At 59.5% G+C, this 25,990-nt stretch carries 29 protein-coding genes and 1 pseudogene; 13 read left to right on the forward strand and 17 right to left on the reverse strand.

Annotation, left to right across the window (positions count from 1 at the left end; translation table 11 throughout):
- Positions 1–2 precede the first annotated feature (2 nt).
- The 4 genes from WDO70_11120 to WDO70_11135 are packed head-to-tail and all read left to right on the forward strand — an operon-like array spanning position 3 to position 2,618.
- Positions 3–473, forward strand: a complete 471-nt coding sequence (locus WDO70_11120) for a PH domain-containing protein (protein ID MEJ0063715.1) — start codon at positions 3–5, stop codon at positions 471–473.
- The gene (leuD, locus tag WDO70_11125; protein ID MEJ0063716.1) at positions 470–1,108 is read left to right on the forward strand and encodes a 3-isopropylmalate dehydratase small subunit; all 639 of its coding nucleotides are present in this window, start codon (positions 470–472) and stop codon (positions 1,106–1,108) included. Before WDO70_11120 ends, leuD begins: the two co-directional genes overlap by 4 nt.
- The gene (leuB, locus tag WDO70_11130) at positions 1,081–2,196 is read left to right on the forward strand and encodes a 3-isopropylmalate dehydrogenase (protein MEJ0063717.1); all 1,116 of its coding nucleotides are present in this window, start codon (positions 1,081–1,083) and stop codon (positions 2,194–2,196) included. The genes leuD and leuB overlap by 28 nt, the downstream gene beginning before the upstream one ends.
- Positions 2,193–2,618: a GNAT family N-acetyltransferase gene (locus tag WDO70_11135; protein ID MEJ0063718.1), complete on the forward strand. Its 426-nt coding sequence runs from the start codon at positions 2,193–2,195 to the stop codon at positions 2,616–2,618. Before leuB ends, WDO70_11135 begins: the two co-directional genes overlap by 4 nt.
- Here the strand turns inward: WDO70_11135 and WDO70_11140 are convergent.
- Positions 2,615–3,175 carry a hypothetical protein gene (locus WDO70_11140; GenBank protein MEJ0063719.1) on the reverse strand — a complete coding sequence of 187 codons (561 nt, stop codon included), beginning with the start codon at positions 3,173–3,175 and terminating at the stop codon, positions 2,615–2,617. The two genes, WDO70_11135 and WDO70_11140, sit on opposite strands and share 4 nt — an antisense overlap.
- A gap of 59 nt (positions 3,176–3,234) precedes the next feature.
- Positions 3,235–4,086, reverse strand: a complete 852-nt coding sequence (locus tag WDO70_11145) for a hypothetical protein (GenBank protein MEJ0063720.1) — start codon at positions 4,084–4,086, stop codon at positions 3,235–3,237.
- 198 nt (positions 4,087–4,284) lie between these two features.
- Here WDO70_11145 and WDO70_11150 point away from each other — a divergent pair, with 198 nt between their 5' ends.
- Together WDO70_11150 and lepA are read left to right on the forward strand one after the other, a co-directional pair.
- On the forward strand, positions 4,285–4,770 hold the full coding sequence (locus WDO70_11150; GenBank protein ID MEJ0063721.1) for a GNAT family N-acetyltransferase: 486 nt from the start codon (positions 4,285–4,287) through the stop codon (positions 4,768–4,770).
- Between the two features lie 75 nt (positions 4,771–4,845).
- The gene (gene lepA, locus WDO70_11155) at positions 4,846–6,648 is read left to right on the forward strand and encodes a translation elongation factor 4 (protein ID MEJ0063722.1); all 1,803 of its coding nucleotides are present in this window, start codon (positions 4,846–4,848) and stop codon (positions 6,646–6,648) included.
- On the opposite strand, the gene WDO70_11160 is transcribed toward lepA, so the two are convergent.
- Together WDO70_11160 and WDO70_11165 are read right to left on the reverse strand one after the other, a co-directional pair.
- Positions 6,617–7,123: a hypothetical protein gene (locus WDO70_11160; GenBank protein MEJ0063723.1), complete on the reverse strand. Its 507-nt coding sequence runs from the start codon at positions 7,121–7,123 to the stop codon at positions 6,617–6,619. The genes lepA and WDO70_11160 overlap by 32 nt on opposite strands.
- Positions 7,124–7,216: 93 nt before the next feature.
- On the reverse strand, positions 7,217–7,903 hold the full coding sequence (locus tag WDO70_11165; protein ID MEJ0063724.1) for a hypothetical protein: 687 nt from the start codon (positions 7,901–7,903) through the stop codon (positions 7,217–7,219).
- 139 nt (positions 7,904–8,042) lie between these two features.
- Here WDO70_11165 and WDO70_11170 point away from each other — a divergent pair, with 139 nt between their 5' ends.
- Genes WDO70_11170 through WDO70_11180 form a run of 3 tightly spaced genes read left to right on the forward strand, consistent with a single transcriptional unit; the run spans position 8,043 to position 10,099 of the window.
- Positions 8,043–8,735: a hypothetical protein gene (locus WDO70_11170; GenBank protein MEJ0063725.1), complete on the forward strand. Its 693-nt coding sequence runs from the start codon at positions 8,043–8,045 to the stop codon at positions 8,733–8,735.
- Positions 8,732–9,592: a tRNA glutamyl-Q(34) synthetase GluQRS gene (gene gluQRS / locus WDO70_11175; protein ID MEJ0063726.1), complete on the forward strand. Its 861-nt coding sequence runs from the start codon at positions 8,732–8,734 to the stop codon at positions 9,590–9,592. The genes WDO70_11170 and gluQRS overlap by 4 nt, the downstream gene beginning before the upstream one ends.
- A gap of 24 nt (positions 9,593–9,616) precedes the next feature.
- The gene (locus tag WDO70_11180; protein ID MEJ0063727.1) at positions 9,617–10,099 is read left to right on the forward strand and encodes a hypothetical protein; all 483 of its coding nucleotides are present in this window, start codon (positions 9,617–9,619) and stop codon (positions 10,097–10,099) included.
- A 4-nt stretch (positions 10,100–10,103) separates the two neighbouring features.
- Here WDO70_11180 and WDO70_11185 read toward each other — a convergent pair whose 3' ends face one another.
- From WDO70_11185 to sdhC, 5 genes and pseudogenes are all read right to left on the reverse strand, one after another.
- Complete coding sequence (locus tag WDO70_11185; GenBank protein MEJ0063728.1) at positions 10,104–10,883, reverse strand: succinate dehydrogenase iron-sulfur subunit; 780 nt, start codon at positions 10,881–10,883, stop codon at positions 10,104–10,106.
- Positions 10,884–10,894: 11 nt separating this feature from the next.
- A pseudogene (sdhA, locus tag WDO70_11190) lies at positions 10,895–12,683 on the reverse strand (succinate dehydrogenase flavoprotein subunit).
- A gap of 3 nt (positions 12,684–12,686) precedes the next feature.
- Positions 12,687–12,899 carry a hypothetical protein gene (locus WDO70_11195; GenBank protein ID MEJ0063729.1) on the reverse strand — a complete coding sequence of 71 codons (213 nt, stop codon included), beginning with the start codon at positions 12,897–12,899 and terminating at the stop codon, positions 12,687–12,689.
- Positions 12,802–13,071 (reverse strand): hypothetical protein, encoded by a 270-nt coding sequence (locus WDO70_11200; GenBank protein MEJ0063730.1) that lies wholly within the window; start codon positions 13,069–13,071, stop codon positions 12,802–12,804. The genes WDO70_11195 and WDO70_11200 overlap by 98 nt, the downstream gene beginning before the upstream one ends.
- Positions 13,068–13,469 carry a succinate dehydrogenase, cytochrome b556 subunit gene (gene sdhC / locus WDO70_11205; protein MEJ0063731.1) on the reverse strand — a complete coding sequence of 134 codons (402 nt, stop codon included), beginning with the start codon at positions 13,467–13,469 and terminating at the stop codon, positions 13,068–13,070. Before sdhC ends, WDO70_11200 begins: the two co-directional genes overlap by 4 nt.
- A 178-nt stretch (positions 13,470–13,647) precedes the next feature.
- Between sdhC and dapA the strand changes: the two genes are divergently transcribed.
- Positions 13,648–14,535 (forward strand): 4-hydroxy-tetrahydrodipicolinate synthase, encoded by an 888-nt coding sequence (gene dapA / locus WDO70_11210; protein MEJ0063732.1) that lies wholly within the window; start codon positions 13,648–13,650, stop codon positions 14,533–14,535.
- 135 nt (positions 14,536–14,670) lie between these two features.
- Here the strand turns inward: dapA and WDO70_11215 are convergent, their stop codons facing one another.
- Both WDO70_11215 and WDO70_11220 read right to left on the reverse strand, forming a co-directional pair.
- On the reverse strand, positions 14,671–15,393 hold the full coding sequence (locus WDO70_11215; GenBank protein ID MEJ0063733.1) for a dihydrodipicolinate reductase C-terminal domain-containing protein: 723 nt from the start codon (positions 15,391–15,393) through the stop codon (positions 14,671–14,673).
- A complete protein-coding gene (locus WDO70_11220; GenBank protein ID MEJ0063734.1) occupies positions 15,390–16,412 on the reverse strand; it encodes an aspartate-semialdehyde dehydrogenase in 1,023 nt (340 codons plus the stop codon). Before WDO70_11220 ends, WDO70_11215 begins: the two co-directional genes overlap by 4 nt.
- Before the next feature lie 70 nt (positions 16,413–16,482).
- Between WDO70_11220 and WDO70_11225 the strand changes: the two genes are divergently transcribed.
- On the forward strand, positions 16,483–16,815 hold the full coding sequence (locus WDO70_11225; GenBank protein MEJ0063735.1) for a DUF962 domain-containing protein: 333 nt from the start codon (positions 16,483–16,485) through the stop codon (positions 16,813–16,815).
- Positions 16,816–16,829: 14 nt separating this feature from the next.
- On the opposite strand, the gene wbaP is transcribed toward WDO70_11225, so the two are convergent.
- Positions 16,830–18,335: an undecaprenyl-phosphate galactose phosphotransferase WbaP gene (gene wbaP, locus WDO70_11230; protein MEJ0063736.1), complete on the reverse strand. Its 1,506-nt coding sequence runs from the start codon at positions 18,333–18,335 to the stop codon at positions 16,830–16,832.
- Positions 18,336–18,825: 490 nt separating this feature from the next.
- Here wbaP and WDO70_11235 point away from each other — a divergent pair, with 490 nt between their 5' ends.
- A complete protein-coding gene (locus WDO70_11235; protein MEJ0063737.1) occupies positions 18,826–20,061 on the forward strand; it encodes a lipopolysaccharide biosynthesis protein in 1,236 nt (411 codons plus the stop codon).
- Here WDO70_11235 and WDO70_11240 read toward each other — a convergent pair.
- Positions 20,058–21,098, reverse strand: coding sequence for a glycosyltransferase (locus WDO70_11240; GenBank protein ID MEJ0063738.1), 1,041 nt, complete (start codon positions 21,096–21,098; stop codon positions 20,058–20,060). The genes WDO70_11235 and WDO70_11240 overlap by 4 nt on opposite strands.
- A gap of 438 nt (positions 21,099–21,536) precedes the next feature.
- On the opposite strand from WDO70_11240, the gene WDO70_11245 reads away from it, so the two are divergent.
- Complete coding sequence (locus WDO70_11245; protein MEJ0063739.1) at positions 21,537–22,391, forward strand: N-acetylmuramoyl-L-alanine amidase; 855 nt, start codon at positions 21,537–21,539, stop codon at positions 22,389–22,391.
- Positions 22,392–22,400: 9 nt separating this feature from the next.
- Here the strand turns inward: WDO70_11245 and WDO70_11250 are convergent, their stop codons facing one another.
- The 4 genes from WDO70_11250 to WDO70_11265 form a co-directional block, all read right to left on the reverse strand.
- The gene (locus WDO70_11250; protein MEJ0063740.1) at positions 22,401–22,949 is read right to left on the reverse strand and encodes a DUF924 family protein; all 549 of its coding nucleotides are present in this window, start codon (positions 22,947–22,949) and stop codon (positions 22,401–22,403) included.
- Positions 22,950–23,078: 129 nt separating this feature from the next.
- Entirely contained in the window at positions 23,079–23,969 is an 891-nt protein-coding gene (locus WDO70_11255; GenBank protein ID MEJ0063741.1) for a nicotianamine synthase family protein, read from the reverse strand.
- A 48-nt stretch (positions 23,970–24,017) separates the two neighbouring features.
- A complete protein-coding gene (locus tag WDO70_11260; GenBank protein MEJ0063742.1) occupies positions 24,018–24,713 on the reverse strand; it encodes a class I SAM-dependent methyltransferase in 696 nt (231 codons plus the stop codon).
- Positions 24,714–24,741: 28 nt separating this feature from the next.
- A complete protein-coding gene (locus tag WDO70_11265) occupies positions 24,742–25,869 on the reverse strand; it encodes a hypothetical protein (protein MEJ0063743.1) in 1,128 nt (375 codons plus the stop codon).
- Between the last annotated feature and the right edge of the window lie 121 nt (positions 25,870–25,990).

Raw genomic sequence — 25,990 nt, forward strand, 5'->3', positions numbered from 1 at the left:
TCATGGGCCGTTATGTGCAGAACAATCTTCTGACCGGCGAGCAAGTCATCTACGAAGCCAAGGTCTCGTGGGCCGTCTTTATCTTGCCTGTGATCGTGGCTTTGTTTTTCTTCGCCATCGCGTTCGTGGCGGGGACGGTTTTCTGGATCATCGCCGCCGTCGTCGCCGTTTTCAGCTTTCTTGTCGCGTGGGTCAAGCGCTTCGCCACGGAAATCGCCGTGACCAATAAGCGCGTCATTCTCAAGACCGGATTCGTCAAGCGCGACACGGTCGAGCAATTCCTGGAAGGAATCGACAGCATCTCGGTCGATCAGACCGTCACCGACCGCTTGCTCAACGCGGGCACCATCATCGTGCGCGGCAGCGGCCTCAGCTTTTCCCCGGTCAAATCGATCGACAATCCTCTGGAATTCCGCAAGCAGGTCAGCCAGCAGGTCGACCGGATCAGGAACGGGGGGATAGCGCGCGCATGACGCCTTTCACCAAACTGACGGCGGCGGCGGCGCCTTTGCCCATGGTCAATGTCGATACCGACATGATCATCCCGAAGCAGTTCCTCAAGACCATCGAAAGAACCGGGCTGGGGAAATATCTGTTCAACGACATGCGCCGCGCGCCCGACGGCTCGGAGCGGCCCGATTTCGTGCTGAATCGCGCGCCGTACCGCGACGCGAAAATCCTGATTGCGGGCGCGAATTTCGGCTGCGGGTCGAGCCGCGAGCATGCGCCCTGGGCGCTGCTGGATTACGGCATAAGCTGCGTCATCGCGCCGAGTTTCGCCGATATTTTCCACGGCAATTGCTTCAAGAACGGCATTTTGCCCATCGTCCTGCCGCAGGAAGAGATCGACGATCTGATACGGCAGATCAGCGGCGTGGAAACGCGCCAGGCGAACGGCGCGCCGTTGTCCATCGATCTCGAAACCCAGACCATCACCGCGCCGGACGGCAGAACGATTTCGTTCGGCGTGGATTCATTCCGGCGCGACTGCCTGTTGAAGGGCCTGGACGAAATCGGCCTGACCTTGCAGCATGAGGCCGAAATTACCGCCTTCGAGGCCAAGCAGCGCGAACAGCAGCCATGGTTATGGCAGAAGGCAGGATCGTGAATCTCCTTTTCCTTTCCGGCGACGGCATCGGCCCCGAAGTGATGCGCGAAGCGCGGCGCGTGCTGGATTGGTTCGCGGCGCGCAAGGGCCTCAAAATCGACGTCACGGAAATGCTGATCGGCGGCGCGTCGGTCGATCTTTACGGCGTGCCGCTCACCGATGAAACCGTCGCGGCGGCGAAGCAAGCCGACGCGGTGTTCCTCGGCGCGGTCGGCGGGCCGAAATGGGCGGGCGTGACCTATGACAAGCGCCCGGAAGCGGGATTGCTCGCCATCCGCAAGGCGCTCGATCTTTTCGCCAATCTCCGCCCCGCCGTGATTTTCGACGCGTTGCTCGACGCGTCCACCCTCAAGCCGGACGTGGTGCGCGGCCTCGACGTGATGATCGTGCGCGAATTGGTCGGCGGGGTTTATTTCGGCCAGCCGCGCGGCATCGAAATTCTTCCCGACGGGCAAAAGCGCGGCTTCAATACGCAAAGCTATACGACCAGCGAAATCCAGCGCGTGGCGCGGGTGGCGTTCAATCTGGCGCGCGCGCGGCGCAACGCGGTCTGCTCGGTGGAAAAGGCCAATGTCATGGAAAGCGGCGTGCTGTGGCGCGAGGTCGTGACGGAGCTGCATAAGGCCGATTATGCCGATGTCGATTTGAGCCATATGTATGCCGATAATTGCGCGATGCAACTGCTGCGCGATCCTCGGCAGTTCGATGTCATCCTGACCGACAATCTGTTCGGCGACATGCTGTCGGACGAAGCCTCGATGCTTACCGGATCGATAGGGATGCTGCCGTCCGCCTCGTTCGGCGCTGAAATCGACGGCAAGCGCGCCGCGCTGTATGAGCCGATCCACGGCTCCGCGCCCGATATCGCGGGCAAGGGCGTCGCCAATCCGCTGGCTGCCATTCTATGCGTCGAAATATGGCTGCGTCATTCTTTGCGGGATGCCGCGCTGGCGGATTTTCTGCTTGCCGCCGTCAAGCGGGTTCTGGATTCAGGCGCGCGCACCGCCGATCTTGCCGCGCCTGGGGCAGCGGCATTGTCGACGACGCAAATGGGCGATGCGGTTCTGAAAGAACTCCAGGCGGCATGAATATCCGCGAGGCGGCCGTCGGCGATATTTTCGCCATGTACGAGATAAGATTTGCGGTCCGGGAAAACGGTTTTCCCGATTCCGCCGCCGCCACCTACAAGGACAGCATCGCGCATCTTGAATCCCTCGGCAAAGGATGGGTTTGCGAGGATGATGGGGGCGTCATGCTGGGTTTCGCTTTCGCCGAAAATGATGGATTCATATGGGCGCTTTTGGTCAGGCCGGGCCATGAAAGGCGCGGCATCGGCACGCGGCTGCTCGATCGCTGCGTGGCGTGGCTGCGGCAAAACGGCGTCAAGCGGGCTTGGCTTCGGACGGCGCCGGGAACCGGCGCGGAGCAGTTTTACCGCCGCCGTGGCTGGCGCGGATCGCGCCGCTGGTGGCGCAGAGAGATCAAATTCACGATGGATGTGAACGCCTAAAATACGAAAGTCGGCATCGGGTCTTTGTCGATCCAGTCGGGAAAGGCGGTGATCTCGGCGTCGTCGCCCAGTTTGCGCGCCGTGGGATCGACCGCATAGACCGTGCCGCTCGCCGTTTCGGCCACCGAAGCGCTGTGATGGCCTGCTGTCAGCATCGGCGTATAGCCGCGCGCGACCGGCGCGGCGGTCTTGTGAAAACGCAGCAGTCCCGCGCCTTCGAGCAGGCGCAGATAGGCAAAAGCGTTATGGGTCTCATCGACGCAATCGAGCTGGCTCGGATCGACGAACCGCAGCATCGGCGCGGCGGGCAAATCATGCTCCGTGCCGGTTTTCTTCGCCGCCATGACGCGCATATGGCCGATGGTTTTGGCAAGATTCCCGCGCTCGGCGGCGGCGTCCGGCGCGCGCGGCATCATGGCGGCGATCCCGGCCCATTCCGCGCCGGAAAAAGACACTTGATCGCTATAGCGGCAGCCATAGCCATGGCAGAAAAGAAAAGAGTGCGCACCGGCATCGGCGCGCACTCTGTCTTCGACATTAGCTTGCTGCAGCGGCATGGCGCAGGAAGTAAGCGACGCCAGCAGCAGGAGAAAGGGAAGCCGTATGGCGATACCCCTTAGAAGCGGAAGCGATCAGGAAAGACGGCATCCAAGGGAATCGTGACGCCGACGCGGATGTCGGGGCGGAAGCCGCCGTCGACATTGAACTCATAGCTGTTGCCGAGAGTCGACTGGCCGCTAAAGCTCGTGCCGGGCAGATAGGTGGCGGTGGCATTGCCGTAAATCTGCGTGCCCACGGGCAGATAGCGAAAACGAAGCGGCGCGCGCGCTTCCACGCCGATATAGCCGCCGACCTTCAGTTCGCTTTCCCTGAAACGGTTTACGATGCCGCTGCCGCTGGTTTCATCGGTGAAGCCGCTGTAGCATTCGTCGTCCAGTTCCAGGCCGCCGACACCGTAGAATTCGACTTCCTGCAGGTTCGCGACCTGAAGGCCGCCGCCGAAACGGCCCGACCAGCTGGTGCCGGTCCGGATGCCGGTATCGTTGCTCATGCCGAAGTGATAATGGGCGAAAGCGTTGCGGCTGGAGTCGAAGGCGTGTCCCTGAAACTCGGCATTGAAGAAATAGGGAACGCGCCGCTCGCCGCCCCAAGGCAGGCCGGAGAATTCGCCGTAATAGCGGACGCCGCCGCCATAGTTGAAGCTTTCGGAGTTCAGATCGCCGCTGGTTTTGTTTCCGGCGTAGGTGACTTCGCCGTCCAGCCGCTTCAGCGCCGTACCGACATGGAAGGTCAGGTTAAGGTGCGACCACAGGTCTTTTTCCACCGCTGGGGGCGTCTCGACCGGAGTGGGGGCGACAGCCGGGGCGGGTTCCGCTGGCTTATGGAGTTTCGGTTTCTTCGCCATCGCGGGCGGGGCAAAGGTGAGGGCGAGAGCGGAGGCCAGAAGGATCAGGTACGGCTTTTTCATGGGGCGCGCCTTTTGTTGGGCTTGTTGAGGAAAACCAGGAAAAGGAAATCAGGGAGCGAAACATAGGTTGGGCCAGGGCGGCCCACACGACTATATGTACAAAACCGCCCGGCGGCGGGCAAGGGGGTTTGTGGGATTTGCCGCAAGGGGGTATTCTATAAGTTAACGGCTGAGCAATTGCGAGGATCATCAAAGAAAATGGCGTCCTTTACGATAAGACGGGCTTCAGCAGCCGACGCCGAAGCTATCGGCGAGTGCCATAGAGAAGCCATCCGGAAACGCGCGGCGGGATTTTACAGCGAGGAAATCATTGCGGATTGGGCGCGGATTCCCGATGAGATCGAAAGAAGCCGCAGGAGAGGGGAAATCGCCAACCGCGATTGGATATATCTGGTGGCGGAGGCGGACGGGGAGATTATAGGTTTCGGTATCGTCATCCCAAGCGCCAATGAATTGAGAGCGCTTTACAGCCGCCCCAACCCGCATGGCGGCGTCGGATCATCCATCCTGGCCGCTTTGTTCGATCTTTGCCGGCAGCAGGGCTGCGCCTGGCTTGAAATGTCGTCCTCGCTCAATGCCGAAAAATTTTACCTGGATCATGGCTTTCGAGCATTGTCCAAAAGCCATCATGTGTCGAATTCCGGCGTCCACTATGATTGCGTGAAGATGCGGATTGATTTATAGCTTTTCGGCCTGTCATTCCGGAGAATGACAATTGCGGCTTATGTTTTGCGACCTATAGAAAGTTTTGACCTAAAAATGTTCCCCCTTTCCCGCATCCGGAATTTCTCGATCATCGCCCATATCGATCATGGGAAGTCGACGCTCGCCGACCGGCTCATAGAAAAATGCGGCGCGGTCGAACTGCGCGACATGAAGGCGCAGATGCTCGACAGCATGGATATCGAGCGCGAGCGCGGCATCACCATCAAGGCGCAGACCGTTCGCTTGCTCTATAAGGCCAAGGACGGCGAGGAATATCAGCTCAATCTGATGGACACGCCCGGCCATGTCGATTTCGCCTATGAGGTCAGCCGTTCGCTCGCCGCCTGTGAAGGCTCGATCCTGGTGGTCGACGCCTCTCAGGGCGTGGAGGCGCAGACGCTGGCGAATGTGTATCAGGCGCTCGACAATCACCATGAAATCGTGCCGGTGCTGAACAAAATCGACCTGCCCGCCGCCGAGCCGGATCGGGTGAAACAACAGATCGAGGACGTGATCGGCCTCGACGCCAGCGACGCGGTGCTGATTTCCGCCAAGACCGGCATCGGCATCGGCGATGTGCTGGAAGCCGTGGTGACGCGCCTGCCCGCGCCGAAGGGCGATCCCGACGCGCCGCTCAAGGCGCTGCTGGTGGATAGCTGGTATGACTCCTATCTCGGCGTCGTCATCCTGGTGCGCGTGGTGGACGGCACGATCCGCAAGGGGCAGAAGGTGCGCTTCATGGCGACGGCGGCGACGCGCGACATCGATCATGTCGGCATTTTCACGCCGAAGAAATTAGAGACCGGCGAGCTTGGCCCCGGCGAGATGGGCTTTATCACGGCGGGCATCAAGCAGATCAGCGATACCAAGGTCGGCGACACGATCACCGAGGAAAAGCGGCTCGCCGCCGCGCCGCTGCCGGGGTTCAAGCCTTCGGTGCCGGTGGTGTTCTGCGGGTTGTTCCCCGCCGATGCCGCAGAATTCGAGCATCTGCGGGAGTCGCTGGGCAAATTAGCACTGAACGACGCGAGCTTTCAGTTCGAGGCGGAAAGCTCCGCCGCGCTGGGCTTCGGATTTCGTTGCGGATTTCTGGGGCTGTTGCATCTGGAGATTATCCAGGAGCGGCTGGAGCGCGAATTCAATCTCGATCTCATCACCACCGCGCCGTCGGTGATCTACAAGGTTCACCTCACCAACGGCACGGTGAAGGAGCTTCACAATCCCGCCGACATGCCCGATCCGGTGCGCGTCGATCATATCGAGGAGCCATGGATCAAGGCGACGATCTTCACGCCTGACGAGCATCTGGGAAGCATCCTGGCGCTTTGCAACGATAGGCGCGGCGAGCAGGTGGAGCTGACCTATGTCGGATCGCGGGCGATGCTGGTCTATCTTCTGCCGCTCGGCGAAGTGGTGTTCGATTTTTACGACCGGCTGAAATCGATCAGCCGGGGCTATGCCAGCTTCGATTACGTGCTGGCCGAATATCGCACCGGCGAATTGGTCAATATGTCGATCATGGTCAATGGCGATCCGGTCGATGCGCTGGCGATCATCGTGCACCGCGGCGCGGCGGAGAAGCGTGGGCGGCAGCTATGCGAGCGGCTCAAGGAGCTTATCCCGCAGCAATTGTTCAAGATCGCGGTGCAGGCCGCCATCGGTGGCAAGATCGTCGCGCGCGAGACGATTTCGGCGCTGCGCAAGGACGTCACGGCCAAATGCTATGGCGGCGACATTTCCCGCAAGCGCAAACTTCTCGACAAGCAGAAGGAAGGCAAAAAGCGGATGCGCCAGTTCGGCGAAGTCGAAATCCCGCAATCGGCCTTCATCGCGGCGCTGAAGATGGACGATAGATAGCAGCGGCGGCGGGCCTGGGCTGCGGCGGGGTAGGCTGCGTCAGGGCGCTATTGTCGTTATGGTTTGCGGGCGCGTGGGGCGGCGTCGAAATGTATGAAACGGCTCCTGAAAGAATAAAGCCCGCGGCGGCCGGAACGACAAACGCAGTCACGCGCGCGAGCCGGGACGGGGCCTGATAGTGGAGAGATCGGGCGCTCAGATACCCGTTTCCAGCCGCCGTCATAAGAGTGGCGATCGCCGTGATAGCGGTGCTCATCGCTCCAACAGCGGCTCCGAGTCCCCCCTGCGCGATGGCAACGAACGGATTGGGATTGACGGCATGGGAGGCGAGCGCGCCGCCTATGCCGCCGCTGACGGCTGATGCCGCCATAATCTTCTTGAAATGTCTGTTCATAATCCTGGTCATGTCCGCGGCATGGCGGGTCAAGCCGTTCGCGCATCTGGAAAATAGCGTTTGCGTGGCAATGGCGGACATATCGATCTCCTCGATTACTGATGATGTAATGCTGTTTCTATAGCACGCCGCGTCCATCTTTTGAATGGTGGAATCGCATTCACCATATCCCGGTCATGCCGCCAGCACGGGCTTGAGCAGGCGTCCGACTTGTCCCTGCGGGCCGCAATTTCCTATCGCGACGCGGCAGGCAACGACTTGATTTTGCGGAATGTCACTGCGGTCGACCACGAGTATCCTTCGCGCCATTTCCGATGTATCGTGATCGATCCGCACGGCGATGTGCGGCATGTAATCGTCGCCGCGCCTCGTCAGGAAGTCTTCCGGCGGAACGACGCCGGCCAGGGAATTCACGATCCGTTCCTGCAGACGCAGCAAGGGGGTTTTCGCGCGCACCTCGATCCAATCCATATGATGCAGTTCATCGCGATTCATGCCGTGGCTTTTGCCGCGCGAAAGGAGGGCGGCGCTGTCGAATTTCGGCACGCAGGAAAGGCTGGCGATGCCGCGCGTCTCGATGGGGAAAGTCGTTCCGACAAGATGCGTGAGCTGGTATTGCACTTCGCGAACCGTTTCCTGGGCGACGCGCACATGCATCAGCGTGCAGTGCGGCAGCGAAAGCCGCATGTCGTTTCCCGGTATTTCCGATAATTCGTAATAAGACGGAGCTCTTTGGTTCAGGCGCCGCGACAGTTTGATCGCCGCCCGCCGGAAGCTCAAAGTGGGCGGGGCCTCTTCGTCGGGAACGAGGCATATGTTCAGCAGCGTATCGAGCTCCAGCTTTTCATACGTCTTTGGCATATACCTAGTCCTTTTATAATATCAGCCACTCCATGCATTTATAATCCGCCTGTCGCGGAATTTCCATGGATAATCGCACGTTGCGCATGCAGCCAATCGGTGTTTTACTATCCGGAATGACCTGGGAGGCGTGTTCCGAATGCCCGTGTTTTCGTTAATTTTCACCCATAAACAATCGCGCCGGATGAAGCCCGCCAAAATTCTGGGACTTCATATTGCGCTGGCGGTCGCGCTTCTGTCGCTTAACTCGCCTGTATATGCCGCTGCCGAGCGCGAGAAATGCCTGGCGGTCGCCGAAAACGATCCCGATCGCGCGATGGTCGATTCCGGCATCGCTTTGCGGCAAAATCCGGGCGACCGGGATGCGATGTTGTGCCGCGCCACGGCGGAATTCAATATCGGCGATTTTCCGGCGGCGGGCAGGCACTTCCATGATCTGGCGCGCGCGGCGGGACAGGACAACAAAATTGTCGCCGGCATGCTGGCCAAGGCCGGATGGGCTTTCCTGCGCGCGGGCAATGCCAAGGTGGCGGAACAGGAGCTTGCGCTCGCGGTTCATCGCGATCCCGGCAATATGCAGTATTGGCAGGATCATGCCGCCGCCCTGATGAGCCTGGAGCGTTATTGGGATGCCGTCAGGGAACTCGATTACGTCATCAAGCGCGATCCCACGGCGGCGGACGCCCTGGCCTTCCGCGCCGATTGCTGGCTCAAGCTGGGACAAGACGCGAAGGCGCGCAGCGACAGCCAGGCCGCCTTGGCGCTCAAGCCGAAACATGATCTCGCTTCCGCCGTCGCGGTGAAATTGCCGCCTCCGCCCGAGCAAAAATGATCGTCACGCGTTTCGCGCCGAGTCCGACGGGATTTCTGCATCTCGGCCATGCCTATTCGGCGGCCTTCGCGTGGCAGAAAGCCCGGCATGGCGGCGGGAAATTTCTGCTGCGGATCGAGGATATCGATCCCACCCGGTGCCGCGACGAATACATAACTGCGATTGAAGAAGACCTGGCGTGGCTGGGCCTGGCATGGGAGCGGCCGGTCCGGCTTCAATCGCGGCATTTCGGCGATTATCAGGCGGCGCTGGATAAGTTGCGCGGCAAAAACCTGCTCTATCCCTGCTTCTGCTCGCGCAAGGACATCATGGCCGAAATCGCCGATTCCGGCCATGCCCCGCATCCTGCATCCCAGGGGCCGGAGGGCGTCGTTTATCCCGGCATTTGCCGCCATCTGTCTTCCGCCGAGCGCGAGCGGCGCATGGAAAGCGGCATGCCCTATTGCTGGCGGCTGGACATGGAGCGCGCCATGAAATCCGTCGGCGAGTTGAACTGGCTCGACGAGGGACGGGGAGCGATGGCCGCAAATCCCCAGGATTTCGGCGATATCGTTCTGGCGCGGAAAGAAACCCCGGCTTCCTATCATCTGGCGGTCACGGTCGACGACGCGCTGCAAGGCGTCACTTGCGTCACGCGCGGCGAAGACTTATTGCGCGCGACGGATGTTCACCGGCTGTTGCAGGCGCTGCTGGAACTGCCGGCGCCATTCTATCATCACCACAGGCTGCTGACGGATGTCGCCGGACGCCGCTATGCCAAGCGCGACAAGGCCATGACTTTGCGGGCGCTTCGTGAAAATGGCGCGTCTCCCAGCGAGGTAATGAACATGGTTGGCGGCTGGCCGGTTTTTGGCTAGGATTCCGAGAATCGGGAGAGCGCCATGCTCAATGACATGAGAGAAAAATTGCGCCGCGCGAAAGAAGCGCGCGATAAGGCCAGAATGGCGCGCGATCGCGCGGAGCGAATACGCGAAGAAGAAACCGCGCGCGCCAAGGCGATGGATGAAGACCGCGTGCGCCGGATGCATACCATTCGCGTGATTACCGGCGACGTCAAATACCGTTATGCGATTATCGACACGATCCGCGCCGTGGGTTTCTACGAAGCTCCGGGTGATATCATCGATCCGCATGAATCGACCCGCCTGGCCATTACGCATATGCAGGAACAAGCTTTCCGTCTTGGCGCCGATGCCATTATTCACGCGCAGTATCATCTGGTGCGCTATGCCGTGCAGCGACGGCAGATGGTTTTCATGCCGGTTTACGAAACCCATGTCTTCGGCACGGCGATCAAAGTCATCGGCCCGCCAACCGATTGGGAAGGCCCGGCGGAAAACGAAGGACAGACGGCGAGCGAGTAGCCGCCTATTTCCGTTCGACCATAAGCTTTTTGGTTTCCGCGATGGCCTTGGCCGGATTCAAGCCCTTAGGGCAGGTGTTCGTGCAGTTCATGATCGTGTGGCAGCGATAGAGCCGGAACGGATCGTCCAGCGCGTCAAGCCGCTCTCCCGTCATTTCGTCGCGGCTGTCGGCGATCCAGCGGTATGATTGCAGCAGCACCGCCGGCCCCAGGAACTTGTCGCCGTTCCACCAATAGCTGGGACAGGCCGTCGAGCAGCAGAAGCACAGGATGCATTCATAGAGGCCGTCGAGCTTGGCGCGTTCCTCCGGCGATTGCAGGCGCTCGCGGTCGGGCGGCGGCGGCGACTGGCTTTGCAGCCATGGCTTGATCGAGGCGTATTGCGCGTAAACCTGATTCAAATCCGGCACCAAATCCTTGACCACGGGCATGTGGGGCAGGGGATAGATTTTCACGTCGCCTTCGACATCGCCGGTATGTTTGAGGCAGGCGAGCGTGTTCGTGCCGTCGATATTCATCGCGCATGAGCCGCAGATGCCCTCGCGGCAGGAACGGCGGAAGGTCAGCGTGCTGTCGATATCGTTCTTGATATGGATGATGGCGTCGAGAACCATCGGCCCGCACTTGTCGAGATCGATGGTATATTCGTCGAGGCGCGGATTCTTGCCGTCATCGGGCGTCCAGCGATAGACCTTAAAGGTCTTGGTGCGCTTCGCGCCCTCGGGCGCGGAATGTTTGATCCCGGGCTCGACCTTGGAATTCGCGGGGAGTGTGAATTCGGCCATGACGCTTCCTCCTAATAAACCCGAGCCTTCGGCTTTACCGCTTCGACCTCGTCGGTCAGCGTGTAGATGTGAACCGGGCGGTAATCGATCTTCGTCGCGCCTTTGTCATCGACCCAGGCGACGGTGTGTTTCAGCCAGTTTTCGTCGTCGCGCTTGGAGAAGTCCTCGCGGGCATGCGCGCCGCGGCTTTCCTGGCGATTGGCCGCGCCGTCGAGCGTGACGACGGCCTGATAAAGCAGATTGTCGAGCTCCAGCGCCTCGGCCAGATCGGAATTCCACACCATCGAGCGGTCGGAAATCCGGACCCGTTCGCGCTTGGCCCAGACTTCGCGCAGTTTCTGCTGCCCTTCGGCAAGAACCTCGCCGGTACGGAAGACGGCGCAGTAATTCTGCATGGTCTTTTGCATTTCCAGCCGCAGATCGGCGACGCGGATGTCGCCGCTGGCGTGGCGCACTCTGTCGAACCGTTCCATGGCGAAATCGCCCGCGCCTTTGGGCAGGTCGCGCTGGCGCTCGCCCGATTTGATAAGCTCCGCCGCGCGTATCGCTGCCGCGCGCCCGAACACCACGAGATCGAGCAGCGAGTTCGAGCCGAGCCGGTTTGCGCCATGCACCGATACGCAGGCCGCTTCGCCGATCGCCATCAGGCCGGGTACGACTGCGTCGGGATTGCCCGGAACGGGGCGGATGACCTCGCCCTTATAGTTCGTCGGGATGCCGCCCATATTGTAATGCACGGTGGGCAAGACCGGGATCGGGTCCTTGGTCACGTCCACGCCGGGAGAACACCCGCGCCGTCTCCGAAATGCCGGGCAGGCGCTCATGAATGATTTTCGGATCAAGATGTTCGAGGTGCAGGTGAATGTGATCCTTGAGCGGGCCGCAGCCGCGCCCTTCGCGGATTTCGATGGTCATCGAGCGGCTGACCACGTCGCGGCTGGCGAGGTCTTTCGCGCTGGGCGCGTAGCGTTCCATGAAACGCTCGCCATTGCCGTTGGTCAAATAGCCGCCTTCGCCGCGCACGCCCCGGTAATCAGGCATCCCGCGCCATAAACTCCCGTGGGATGAAACTGCACGAACTCCATGTCCTGCAAGGGTAATCCGGCGCGCAGCGCCATCGCGTTGCCGTCCCCCGTGCAGGTATGGGCGGAGGTGCAGGAGAAATAGGCGCGGCCATAGCCGCCGGTCGCCATGACGACGATCTGCGCCCGGAAACGATGGATCGTGCCGTCGTCCAGGTTCCACGCCACGACGCCGCGGCAGACGCCCTTATCGTCCATGATTAAATCGAGCGCGAAATATTCGACGAAGAATTCCGCCTCATGCTTGAGCGATTGCTGGTACAACGTATGCAGAATGGCGTGGCCGGTGCGGTCGGCGGCGGCGCAGGTGCGATAGGCGATGCCTTCGCCGAATTTCGTCGTCATGCCGCCGAAGGCGCGCTGATAGATTTTGCCTTCCGCCGTGCGGCTGAAGGGCACGCCGTAATGCTCAAGCTCGATCACGGCGGGCGCGGCTTCGCGGCACATATATTCGATGGCGTCCTGATCGCCGAGCCAGTCCGAGCCTTTGATCGTGTCGTACATGTGCCAGCGCCAGTCATCCTCGCCCATATTGCCGAGTTGCGGCGGAGATTCCGCCCTGCGCCGCGACGGTATGGCTGCGAGTCGGGAAGACCTTGGTGATGCAGGCGGTCTTCAACCCCTTTTCCGCCATGCCGAAGGTGGCGCGCAACCCCGCGCCGCCCGCGCCGACGACGATGACGTCATAGGTATGATCGACGAATTGATAAGCAGCCATATGTTATCCCAGGGCGATTTTGACGACGGCGAAAATGCCGAGCGCGGCCATGACGACGGCCAGAAACTTGATCGCGACGATGCTGCCCATTTTGCAGAATTCGCGGTGAACGTAATCCTCAATAACCACCTGCAACCCATTGGCTGCATGATGAAAACCGACGGCGATCAGCAGGCTCATCATGACGGCGGGGGAAGGGGCGCTGGAGCCATGCATGCGCCGTCTGGTAATCGCCGCCGCCGATGCAGATCAACAGCTTCGCCACGAACCAGCTGCACAGGAAGACCAGCGCCAGCGAGGTGAGGCGCAATCCCCACCAGTGGGCGGAGCCGTGTCCGGCGGAACCGAGGCCGCGCACGCGGCCGAGCGGAGAACGCATATCGCTCATGCAATCCCCCAGACATAGAGCCACAGAAAGACGGTCAGGATCGTCGAAACGCCGAGCGCGATCCGCCCGCTGGCATAAACCTGGGGCAGCTCGAGCAGATATCCCGCATCCCACAGCATATGGCGGATGCCGGTGCAGAGGTGATAGCAAAAGGCCCAGCTCCATCCCGTCAGGAACAGTTTCCCGACCGGCGACAGCAGGCATTTCATGAATTGGCCGTAAGTCTCCGGCCCGGCGCTCAGCGCCAGCAGCCAGCCGACCAGCACCGGCAGGGCAAAGCACAGCCCCACGCCGGTGACGCGATGGAAGATCGACATGCCGGTGGTCAATTGCGGCTTATAGATCGACAAATGCGGCGACAGCGGGCGGGAAGCGGCTTTGGGCGCGGGCGCGCTCATGGGAAAGCTCCGGCGGGGGACATTGATTCCAACCTGCGCACGATAACCCCCTGAGCGGATTTGGGCAATAACCAAAGATTTCAACGGTATAAATTGTGCGCGAGTGTTGTTTCCGGCTTTTGCCGCCGCTGCCCGCCGTGATAGTGTCGTGACCTGATTTTATGGGGAGAAAGAATCCATGGCCAAGAAACCGGCATTCTGGGGTTCCAATACGGCGCTGATTACGCCTTTCAAGGACGATAAACTGGATGCCAAGGCGTTCCAGAAATTCGTCGCGTGGCAGATCGCGCAGGGCACGCATGGCCTGGTTCCCTGCGGCACGACCGGCGAGTCTCCGACGCTGAGCCATGACGAGCATCATCTGGTCGTCGAACTGTGCATCGAGGCGGCGAAGGGCAAGGCTCCCGTGATCGCGGGCTGCGGCTCGAATTCCACCCGCGAGGCGATCTCGCTGACCCAGCACGCGGAAAAAGCCGGAGCCGACGCCGCGCTGCATGTCACGCCCTATTACAACAAGCCGACCCAGGGCGGGCTTTACGCGCATTTCAAGGCAATCCACGACAATTCGACGCTGCCGATTTTCATCTACAATATTCCGGGCCGCAGCGTGGTGAACATGAATGTCGATACCATGGCGCGCCTCGCCGAACTGCCGCGCATCGTCGGCGTCAAGGACGCGACGGGCGATCTCGCGCGCCCGGTCAAGACGCGCCAGACCTGCGGCAAGGATTTCATCCAGCTTTCGGGCGAGGACGCGCTCGTGCTGGCTTTCCTGGCGCATGGCGGGCATGGGATCATTTCCGTCACGTCGAATGTCGCGCCGAAATTATGCGCGCAATTCCATGAAGCCTGGAAAAAGGGCGACGTGAAAAAAGCCCAGGCGATTCACGATAAATTATCGCCGCTGCATGACGCGCTGTTCCTGGAAACCTCGCCGGGGCCGGTGAAATATGCCGCCTCGCTGCTCGGCCTGTGCCAAAACGAATTGCGCCTGCCGCTGGTGCCGGTGGGCAAAGCGACGCAGACGGCGCTCGAAAACGCGATGAGGTATGCGGGGTTGGTGTAGAGCCGTCATTCCCGGCGGCTTTGACCGCCAAAGCGGGCGAAGCCGAACGGGAATCCCGTTTTCTTCTTTCTTCTATAAAACAAACGGGATTCCCGCTCGCCGCGCTGAGGCGCGGCGTCGGGAATGACGACACCACTAAACCCCCAGCATGTCATTCATGCCGTATAACCCAGGCTTCTGGCCGTGCAGCCAGAGCGCGGCGGCGATGGCGCCGCGGGCGAAGATGGCGCGGTCGGTGACGCTGTGGTGAATGGTTAGAACTTCGCCTGTCCCGGCGAAAATCACTTCATGCTCTCCGACGATGTTGCCGAGCCGGTGCGCGGCATAGGAGGGCTTGGCGTCGGGATTGCCCGCCAGAACCGCCGCGCCGAGGGCTTTGGCGGTGCCGGACGGCGCGTCTTTCTTATGCCGGTGATGAATGTCGGTGATGCCGATATCGTAATCGCGCCCGCGCAGCAGCTTTGCCGCCAGCGTCGTAAGCTGTTTCGTCACGGCCAATGACAGGCTGGTATTCGGCGCTTGCAGCAGCGGGATGCGTTGCGCCGCCGCTTTGATCGCCTCCTGCTGCGCATCGCTCAGGCCGGTGGTGCCGGTGACCAGGGGCTTGCCCAGCTTCGCGGCATGGGCAGCGAAAATCGGCGAGGCTTCGGCGGTGGTGAATTCGATCAGCGCGTCGCTGGCGGCGATCACGGCGTCGAGATCGTTGCTGACCAGGCAGCCTTCCGGTATGGGCGTATCGTCTTTCTTCTGCCGCCAGTATAGCGCGGCGAGCGTGCAGCCGGGATGGCGCTGCGCCTCGGCGGCCAGCAATTGCCCCATCCGCCCGCCGAAACCCAGGATGCCGATCTTGAGCGTCACCGCAAATACTCCTTCACCAGCATCTCGGCGATTTGCACGGCGTTCAGCGCCGCGCCCTTGCGCAGATTGTCGCTGACGATCCATAAATTGAGGCCGTTCTCGACCGTCATGTCTTCCCGGATGCGGCTGACATACACGGCGTCTTCGCCCACGCATTCGACCGGCGTGACGAAGCCGTCATCATGCCTGTGGTCGATCACGGTGACGCCGCGGGCTTTCTTCAGCGCCGCGCGCGCTTCCGCCGCGCTGATGGGATTGGCGAATTCGACATTGACCGCCTCGCTGTGGCCGATGAAGACCGGCACTCGCACGCAGGTGGCCGTGACCTTGATCTTGGGGTCGAGAATCTTTTTGGTCTCGACCATCATTTTCCATTCTTCCTGCGTGCCGCCGTCTTCCATGAACACGTCGATTTGCGGAATGGCGTTGAAGGCGATCTGCTTGGTGAAGACTTCTTTCTTGAGGGCGTCGTTGACGAAGATCGCGCGCGTCTGCGTGAACAGTTCGTCCATCGCTTCCTTGCCCGCGCCGGATACCGACTGATAGGTGCTGACCACCACGCGGGTGATGGTCGCGAGGTCGTGCAGCGGCTTGAGCGCCACGACCATCTGGATCGTCGAGCAGTTCGGGCTGGCGACGATATTGCGCTTGTGGAAATCCTTGAGCGCGCCGGGATTGACCTCCGGCACCACCAGCGGCACGTCGGGGTCCATGCGAAAATGCGAGGATTTATCGACCACGACGCAGCCGATCTTTCCTGCCTTGGGCGCGAAATCGGCGGTGATTTTCGAGCTCACGGCGGACAGGCAGATGTCGGTGCCCTTGAAGTCGTATTTTTCCAGATCCTGAATTTTCAGGATGTCGTCCTCGCCGAAACTGACCTCGCCGCCCGCCGAGCGGCTGGAGGCGAGGGCGACCACGTCGGATACCGGGAATTTGCGCTCATAAAGCGTATTGAGCAGTTCGCGCCCTACGGCGCCGGTCGCGCCGACAATGGCGACTTTGTATTCGCGTGACATAAAAGACCTCCCAAATCTTGGAGGGGGAATTTATACCGTTCTTTCACGCTTCACCAATTAAAATCGGCTTATGACCGGAAAGATCGAGACTTACGCCGAATTCTGGCCGTTTTACCTGGGCGAGCACCGCAAGCGCGCGACACGGCTGGTTCATGTCGCCGGGACGGGCGTAGGCGTGGCGCTGTTTATCGTGGCGGTGGCGGCGTGCCGGTTTGATATTCTGCTGATGGCGCTGGCGGCGGGGTACGGCTATGCATGGCTGGCGCATCTGTTCATTGAAAAGAACCGCCCCGCGAGTTTCAGCTATCCGGCATGGTCGCTGCGGGCGGACTTTCAGATGGCGTGGTTTTGGCTGACCGGGCGGCTGGAGGCGGAGCTGGTCAGGAATAATATCCTGACCTAACCCTGCTTCTGATCTTAATACGCGCCTTTGCGGAACAGCAGCACCGCCGGAGTTTTGCAGAGAATGGCGATGTCGTGCCACAGCGACCAGTTGCTGACATACCAGCGGTCGAACTGCACGCGCTTCTCGAACGAGACGTGATTGCGTCCGCTCACCTGCCACAGGCCGGTAATGCCGGGCTGCATCTGGTGATAGAAGCTGACGTCGGGGCCGTAGATTTCCGCCTGGTCGATCATCATCGGGCGCGGGCCGACGAGGCTCATGTCGCCCTTCAGCACGTTGATGAGCTGCGGCAGCTCGTCGATGCTGGTCTTGCGGATGAAGGTGCCGATGGCGGTCACGCGCGGATCGTTGCGCAGCTTCTGGAATTCGTTCCATTCCTTGGCGGCTTCCGGGTTATTCGCCAGATGCTCTTTCATGACCTGATTGCTGTTCATGACCATCGAGCGGAATTTCAGGCAGCCGAAGGACAGCCCGCCGGTGCCGACGCGCCGGTCGGAATAAAAAACCGGGCCGCCGTCGCGCTTGATGAACAGCGCGACCACCGCGAACACCGGCGCCAGGGCCAGCAGCGCCGTGCCCGACACCGCGATGTCGAACGCGCGCTTGATGAAGCGCGGCAGCGGCTCCTCCAGCCGGTTGCAGCGGGTTAGCAGCATGACGTCGTGATTGAAGAAGTGCTGGCTCTCCATGCCCAGCACCGGCACGCCGCGCAGCGGCGGGCAGATGGCGAAGGGGATGTGCTCGCGAGTCAGATTGGCGATGGCGTCTTCGGCGGCATGCAGTTCCGCGCCGTCGAGCGCGATCAGCACGAAATCGGCCTTGTACCAGTTGCACAGGCGGGTCCACGATCCCTGCGCGTCTTCGCGCAGCTCATCGAGGTCGGCGACTTCGCCGACGATCTGATAGCCGAGCTGTTCGGACTGGATTGCCGCCTTGGCGTCGTCCGCGACGCTGCCGCCGCCGATCACGAGCGTCCGCACGTTCCACAGGCCCTTGCTTTGCAGGATTCTACGGGTCGCGATGCGCAGCGCCACGATCATGCCGCCGGTCAACGCCCAGCCGCCGACCAGCCACAGGCGGGACAGGTCCTGCTTCGCGGCGAATTGCAGGAAGCTGTCGAGCAGAAGGCAGAAACCGGCGCCGCAGAAGATCTGCTGCGTCGAGGTCCAGAAAGGCATCCGGGTGCGGTAGTGGCTCCGATGATTGAACCACAGGATCAGGCCGGCGCCGATGGCCACGACATTGATCGTGCGGGACAGCAATTCGCCCTCGAGCATGCTTTGCACTTCGCGGCCGAGGTAGTTGTTGACGACCAGCGTCGCCAGCCATGACAGGGTGACGCCGACAATGACCGCCAGCGCGTCGCTGAGAATGAAGAACTGAAGAGCCTTGCGGGTGTTGTTAAGGGGCTGCGGTTCGGCAAAAGGAGCGAGCCGGAGAGTTTGCAGCGTTTCGGTTGCATCGAAATTCTTTTGCGATTCGGATTGCTTAATTTTACGTGCGGCTTGTGATATCATAATCATCCCCGTGCAAAATCGTTATCTCGTACCATGATGCAATGCGATAAGTGCATTGCAACATGTAAAATCGATATGTGTCATATTAAACATCCAGTAATACTTTCAGCCAGGAAAATATCATTTTTGTTAACGAATTTTTTGTTGTGCGTTGCAAAAAAATCAATAAGAGCATGAAGTTAACCATTGTGCACGGCAAGATGATTATCCACAATGGTTAATAAGATGCTGAATCTGTGGATAAGTATGGTTAATAGACTACCTTTGTATGGACAGCATATGCTGCAGTGCGGTCATTCGCATGTTGTCAGAATTTTTCTTAATGGGTTTTGGGAGGCTGGCTCTATAACCTTTTTCGAAATCCTTTTTTGCCATCCATCCTTACCGCTAAGCCACCTGCCAACTTTTGAGTTGCGATGATTATATGAGAGTCAATTGGGTAGAGAAAACGGTTCGGGTCGGCGCCAGCTTGGGATTACGCGGGGGCTCCTTGCTCGCGAAATTTGCGCTGATGGTATACATCACGCGCTTTATCGGCCTTGAGGCGGTAGGCATTTTCGGTCTTCTGCAGGCGGCGAATGTCATAGGCACCAAGGCTGCGGGCTGCGGCTTTTCCTTTGTCGCCAACCGGGCGATCGTCGACGCGCCGCCGCCTCAGCAGGCGCGCATTATCCGCGATCAGCAGATCGTTTACGTCATCGGTTACGCGGTGATGATTCTGCTGTCCTTGCTGGTTTATCCTTGGATTCCAGATCAATACCGATTGTATATGATGTATTCCATCATCCTTCTGATCGTCGGGCATCAGGTTCTGGAACTGGGAAATATATTATACGGCATGCATCGCGTGCTCGCGGGGAATACCATTTTCGCCCTCAATAACGGCCTGTGGGCTTTCGTGATGATTCCTTTGGGCCTGGCGTTCGCGGAATTTCGCACGCTCGACGCCGTCATCATCGGGTGGCTGGCCGGCACGGTCGCGGCGTTCCTGATGGGGCTTTGGCTGATCGCGCGGCTGCCGTTCGCCGAAGCCGTCAAACAGAAACCGAATTGGAACTGGATCAAGCGCGGCCTGTGGCGTGGATTTCCGCTTTACGCCGCCAGCCTGGCGCAGCACGGCAGCAATTATGTCGACCGTTATGTCGTCTCGGGATTCGTCGGGCTGGAATATGGCGGCGTTTTCGTGATGTTTTGGTCGTTCGCCTATGCCGTGCAGGTTCTGGTGGAGACCGGCCTGCTCGCGGGCGGCATGCCGAAACTGGTCGCCAGCTATAAATCCGGCGATGAATCGGAATTCTGGCGGCGTTTCCGGGACTTGTCGGCGATGATGGCGCTTGCCGGGGCGGGGTTCTCCTTGGTCGCGGCGGCATTAATCCACCCCGTTCTGTCTTTCATCAATAAACCGCTGGCGATGGAGAATGTCGGCAGTTTCTATCTAATATTGCTGGCGTTCTGGATCAGGTTCCAGGCCGGCGCCAGCAATGCGGCGCTCTATGCCCGGCACCAGGACCGGACGCTTACGCTGGCTTACTGGCTCAATCTCGTGGTGGCCAGCGCGACCAATATACTATTCGTATGGCTGTGGGGGCTGTGGGGCGCGGCGCTGGCGCAGGTCGTCACGGCTATATTTCTCAGCGTGTTCCAGGCGATCTTTCTATGGCGCTTGCGCCATGACCGTCCCAAGGTGCTGGAAGACGAGAGCTCTAGTCCCGGCTTGCTGGTCTAATCGCCATACAGATCGAGCAGCGCGTCTCTTTGCGTCGTCTCGTTATAATTCTTGTTGAGCACATCGTTGATCGCCGCGAATGGCGAGGTGTCCAGGCTTTCGCCCCATGCCATCTGGGTGAAACTGTCGACCGCCGCCTTGACCGAGGGCACGATAGGCTGCACCGGCAGGCTGGCGATGGCGGGCGTATCGCGGCAGACCAGCAGAAGCCCGAGATGCGAAGCCTCTAATATCGACATGGGACAGGATTCCCACGCGGCGGTATGGTAATAGATATCGCATCCGGCAAGTTTGGCGAGAAGCTGTTCATGCGGCATCCATCCGCTGACTTCGACTCCCGCCGCGCGCATTTTTTTCTCCCATGCGGCATCGCCGCCGCCGAGCCATACGAACTCCGCCGGAACATCGCGCTCTTTGGCGAGATTGACCGTCTCGAGGAAGAAGGTGGGGTCTTTCTGGGGGGAGAGCCGTCCGACCATGGCAATCCGCAATTTCTCGCCACGCTTATGGCCGCGCCGCAGTTCCCTGATATTTTCCGGTATGACCGGGGAGTTGGGCAGCAATATAGTGTGCTGCGCAATGAGCATTTTCTGCGCCAGCTCGAGTTCGCGAGGGCTGACGGCTGCCGTCGCGCCGCCGCCAATGCAGAGAAGCTGTTCGGCAAGCATGTAATACCACCGCTTAAGCTTGCTTACATCGCGGCGTTCGAAAGCATAGCAATGCGGAGTATAGACAACGCGATTGCGGGGCAGCATCGCCATGCGGCCATAGGCTCCGGCATAGGAAGAATGCAAATGCACCCAATCCGGCTTGATGTCGTCATAAACTTTCCGAATTGTTTTGACGGCCGGGCTGAGACTGCGGGGCAACTCGTAATGTCCGGCAAAACCTTGCAGCCAGCCCATCTTGTCATGGGTCCCCTCGCGCGCGGCAGCGAGCAGAAAATGCCAGTGCTGCGGCGTGCTCTGCAAATAGCCTTGCATGGCGGTGGCGACGCCGCCGCCCAGCGACTCTGTGATATGGAGGATTTTTTTCATGACAAAGGAAGGTTCCGTTACGTTCTTATGGACATTAACGCTTCAGGCTGGTTTTTCAACTGATAATTCTTTCAAGGCGTTAAAGGCAAGTCCCCAAGAGGAAAGCATGTTTTCCTTAATCGCGCCTTATGTCAAAGTATTAGAGGCGAGACTCATAAATAACATGGGTTCTGCGCGAGCAGAAAAGCCGATCCGGCTACGAAAAGGCCGTAGCAGGTAGCGGTGCTTACCTGCAAGGCCGTTGAGAACGCCGGTCGGCTTTTATGCCGCGCCCTTCGGGTTTGCAAAAGAAGCCCAAGGGCGGCGTCAACTTCGCTCGCCGTAGGTGTCTACGGCTTCGCTCGTTTCCTGGCCCTTGGGCTTCTTTTATCAAACAGAACCTCATGCTATTTATGAGTCTCGACCCTCGAGTGATTCGCTGAAAATTACGTTTTTTATATGACCGAAAAACCTCTTTTGCCCAACCGTAGACTGTTTTTGCGCTGCGCTTTGGGCTGCGCTGCGCTTGGAATCTCGGTTTCGGTGCCGACTTCCTTATTTTCCGCCGAAATCAAGAAGCCGGGCCGCAAAAAGCGTTTTCCCATGCAGTCAGGGGCCGCGGCCTCGCCCCCTAAGCTTCTGATGATCGATCCTGGCCACGGAGGCCGCGATCCTGGGGCTATCGGCGCGGCGGGCACTTATGAAAAGGATATTACCCTCGATATATCGCGGCGAATGGCGCAGCATCTGGCCGGGAAGCCCCGCCTGAACGCTTCGCTGACGCGCGACATGGACGAATTCATGCCCTTGGCCGATAGGGTGGAAAAAGGACGGCAGACCAAGGCTGATTTTTTCGTCTCCGTGCATGCCGATAGCGCCTCCAATCGGGAAGCGCGCGGTTTCTCGGCCTATACGCTCTCCGACCAGGCGACCGACGATTTTTCCAAGGCTCTGGCGCAACAAGAAAATCTTGCCGACAGAATCGGCGGCGTCAATCTCGACGGCACCGATCAGGAAGTGGCGGGCATTCTTCTGGATTTGGAGGCGCGGCGTTCGCGCGATGTCGCCCAGCGGGCGAAAGTCGATTTGGTGCGCGGCGTGGGCAAGGAATGGCGTTTGCTCAATAACCCCTTGCGCGCCGCCAATTTTGCCGTATTGCGCGCGCCCGACATACCTTCCATTTTGGTCGAGACGGGCTTTCTGTCCAACAAGAAGGACGAGGCCATCCTGCGTCAGCCCGCGCAACGCGAGAAAATCGCCAAACTTCTGGCCAATGAACTGGCAAGAATTATGGCGGTCAGCGCGAATGGCTGATGGGAAGCGCTAAAATTCCACGAGCGGCTGCTTGAGATATTCTTCTTCCGCCGCCGTGGAGGGACGGCCGAGAATCTTGTTTCTTTCCGGGAAATGGCCGAAACGCAGAACCGTATTATAGTTATGTTCGGCATGGCCGAGCCAGACCGGATGCTTGGTGCGTTCGCGGATGTAGAACAATGCGAGCCGCTGATCGCCCATATTTTCGGAATGCGCGAAGGGCAGATAGAAGCATAATTTGTAAGACGTGCCGATCCGGTCGTCGAAATGCTTGATGATGCCGGTTCGCGCCAACTCGAGCGCGGCGTCGTCGGTGGCGAAAGCGCGCGGCGTGTTCCGGAACATATGGCGCGGAAACTGGTCAAGCAGCAGCATCAGCGAGAGCATGCCGGTGGGCGTGTCTTCCCAGGCCGACATTCCGCCGCCTGCCGCGCGTTCGTGATCTTCCAGGAAGCGTTTGGTGATCTCCTGGTCGCGTTCGGGGCTGCTGGCGAACCAATTGTCCGCGCCAACCTCGTTAAACCAGTAATCAAGAACTTCTTCGGGCGCAGTGCTCATAAGGAAGGAACCCGGGTCAAAAGGATTAGGAAGGGAGTTAGCCGGGAAATCCTAGTTCAAGAAAGTTACTGAAAGCTTACCGGGCATCAAGTCTTGTTAAAGGGTTGTCCTTATTACCCTGCTTCCAAATTACCCTGCTACCAAGCCCGCGGGTTGCCATAGAGCCTTATGATCAGGCCGCGAGGGCGATGTCTCCTGCTTTCCAGGCATGGTGAAGAATAGGGTCGTATTGATGATCTGGGGCGTCGCTTTCGTGCCGCGCCTGAAGCGAAGATTGAGGCCATTGCCCGCTTGCGGTTCGAGCGGGCTGTAGAGCAGCTTATGAACCCCTTCGGAACTGCGAATGGCCAGGGTTTTATTTCCCGGACTGGCATGAATTTGCCGCATGACGCTATTTTTATCGCCGACCAGGCTGGCGATAAAAACAATCGGGTTGGCCGAATAATCATAATGTTCGCCGGCGGTGCAGCGATATTGAACCGCATCGGAGGAAAGGCCCGATTTTTTGATGAAATCGCGGCCCAATGCCGCCGCTTCAGGGTCGTTGTCGAGGCAAACGATGCGGCTGCCGGTTTTTTGATGCATGAGGATCGCGCTAAGCGGCAAGGGACCCGCGCCGACGAAAGCGATGCTTTCATGTTTCGCAAGGCGGGGACGTCCGAGCTGTTCCAGCTCGGCATCGACCAGGCCGTCATAGTTTTCAAAATAGCGGAAATCCTGCAGGCGGCGTCCGCTGAGGACGGCGCTGTCATACAGTTCCATGGCCGATTCCGCCTGCGATAGTCTTTCCCACATGCGGCTCTGGTTGGCGGCGATATCGTCATGCTGAAGAATAGCGCGGGTTTCCGCGGGATTAAACGGCATCGAAACGGCGCCGACCAGCGCGGAAAGGTCGCGGCTGATGAGGGGATTGTTCGGCGATAAATCGGAGGCGTTCGTCACGGTATCGCGCGCGCGCCGGTAAGCTGCGATGACATGTTTGACTTTGGTCTGGTCGGCGGATTCATAAATATTACGCATCGTTTGTCTTTCAAAGAACGGTTACGGGTGCTGTTCGATTGGCGGGCGTTATGTCTTCCTGCATCGGAATAAAATTTTATGATCGACGTGATAGTTCAGGCTGTCGATCACGCGCGGAAAATAGGTATTGTCCGGCTTTAATTTGATAAAATCGTCGATCAGGTATTTTTGCGCGCTGACTTCAAAACCGGCGCTCCAGAACGCGCGGGCATAGTCGTCCAGAGCGTAATCCTGAACCGGCAGATTACTGGTTTCCGCGATCAGCTTCGTCCATGCCGGCCATAGCGGGTTTTCGGTATGGCAGCCGATGGCATAGTAATAGACGCCGCCCGGCTTCAGGACTTGATGGATTTGCCGGGCATGGGCCGCGAGATCGGGCAGCAGATAGACGACCTCATGGCTGAACGCGCAGTCGTAGCGTTCCTGCCAGGGATCGGGAGCGCTGGCGTGGTGATAGCGGATCGGCGCCGCGCTTTTGTTCTCGGCGGCGCGCGCCAGGGATTCGAGAGCGATGTCGACGCCGACCGCGAGGCGGTAGGGATGCGACTGATAGAGCCGCCTCAGGAAGCCGCCCTGATTGCAGCCGAAATCGAGAACGGCGGCCTGCGTCAAATCAAGGTCGCCGAGCTTTTCGATCATGCGCTGCCATAAATAATCATGCTCATCCTCCATGCCGTTCTCTTCGGCGGAGTCGCGGTACCATGTTGCGATCGATTGCGCGGCGGCGGTTGGGCTGTTTTTCATGTGATTTGCTTTCCGTAAAATGAATTTTCTAAATCGGAGATTGATCCGCCTGGCTTCTCCAAAGCCGGCGTTGGCGATACAAGCTGATATCTTCCAGATTCTCGGGGCCGAAATCCCAATTGGCCTTGGCGTTCGGATCGCATTTTTTCTGCGGCAGCCTGAACAGCAGGCTGGTGTTGTAAGGCGATCGGCCGTCCCCGGATTTTCCGCTGGTTTTCTTGACCAGATATATCTCATAGGCCTGCTGGTTGGCCGCGTCGAACGGCTGGAACAGCAGTTCGTTGCCGCCCTCGGCGCTGCGGATCAGGATCGAGGTGCAGGTGTTGCTGCTGGCGCATATCTGGCTCAGCACGGCTTCACGATTGGGGACCGAAGCGTCGATGATGATAAGCGGGTTGGTGACATAATCGAACTTCGTCGGCTGCATGCACAGCAGGCTGATGCCGTGATTGTTCTGCTGCTTCTGCGGCTGATGATGGCCGAGATGGTCGAGAAGGCGACGCGTGACGTCGTAGGTTTTTTCGCACGGATCGATGCAGGTGATGCGTAGGCCGGTCTTTTGGTGAAGCAGAATGGCCGTCAGGGGCACCGAGCCAGAACTGACATAAACGACGCTTTGATGCGCGTTCATGCCCGGCATGATGCGCGGCATCCCGAGCAGCTTCATCTCCGAATCGACGAGGCTGCGGTAGTGATCGAGCAGGACGGAATCCCTGCTGCGATCCATCCAGTCCTGGAAGGCGGATGGGCTCGATCCATGCGTGAAGTAGGCATTAACCGCCTGCCGGTCGATAATGGATTCGGCGCGCAGGTAATGATAGCGCAGACTCGGCACCGCCCTTCCGACTGGTTCCGAAGCCAGCAGGCGGCGGGCAGAGGTTTCGGGAAGCGAGACCGTCCATTTGACGAAATCGCCGATTTTGGCTTGCCGGGCGGGCGGCAAATCCTGCTGCGGCTCCAGGCCCAGCAGGGATTCGGAGAAGGCCAGAACCGCGTCGACGGTTTTCTGCGGCGGGGGATTATGCGTATCCGCGCATGCTTCCTGCCGGGTCGCGGCGAAGGCTTTCCGGCCGTTCTCGAAAACCGGTCGAAGCTGCGTTTCGGCAAACTGGGAATGAGCGGCGGACTGCATGAGCGGAGGGCAGGTCTTCATCATGAGGAAGAAGGAAATTCTTACTAGTGATAGTAAGAATTATTGTCAACTGCCATATGAAGGTATTGTAATATAAATGAAAAATATGCCCATGTGATGCGAGAAGGCAACGGCGGCCAGTAGC

The sequence above is a fragment of the Alphaproteobacteria bacterium genome, from assembly GCA_037200005.1.
Classification (GTDB): domain Bacteria; phylum Pseudomonadota; class Alphaproteobacteria; order UBA9219; family RFNS01; genus JBBCGY01.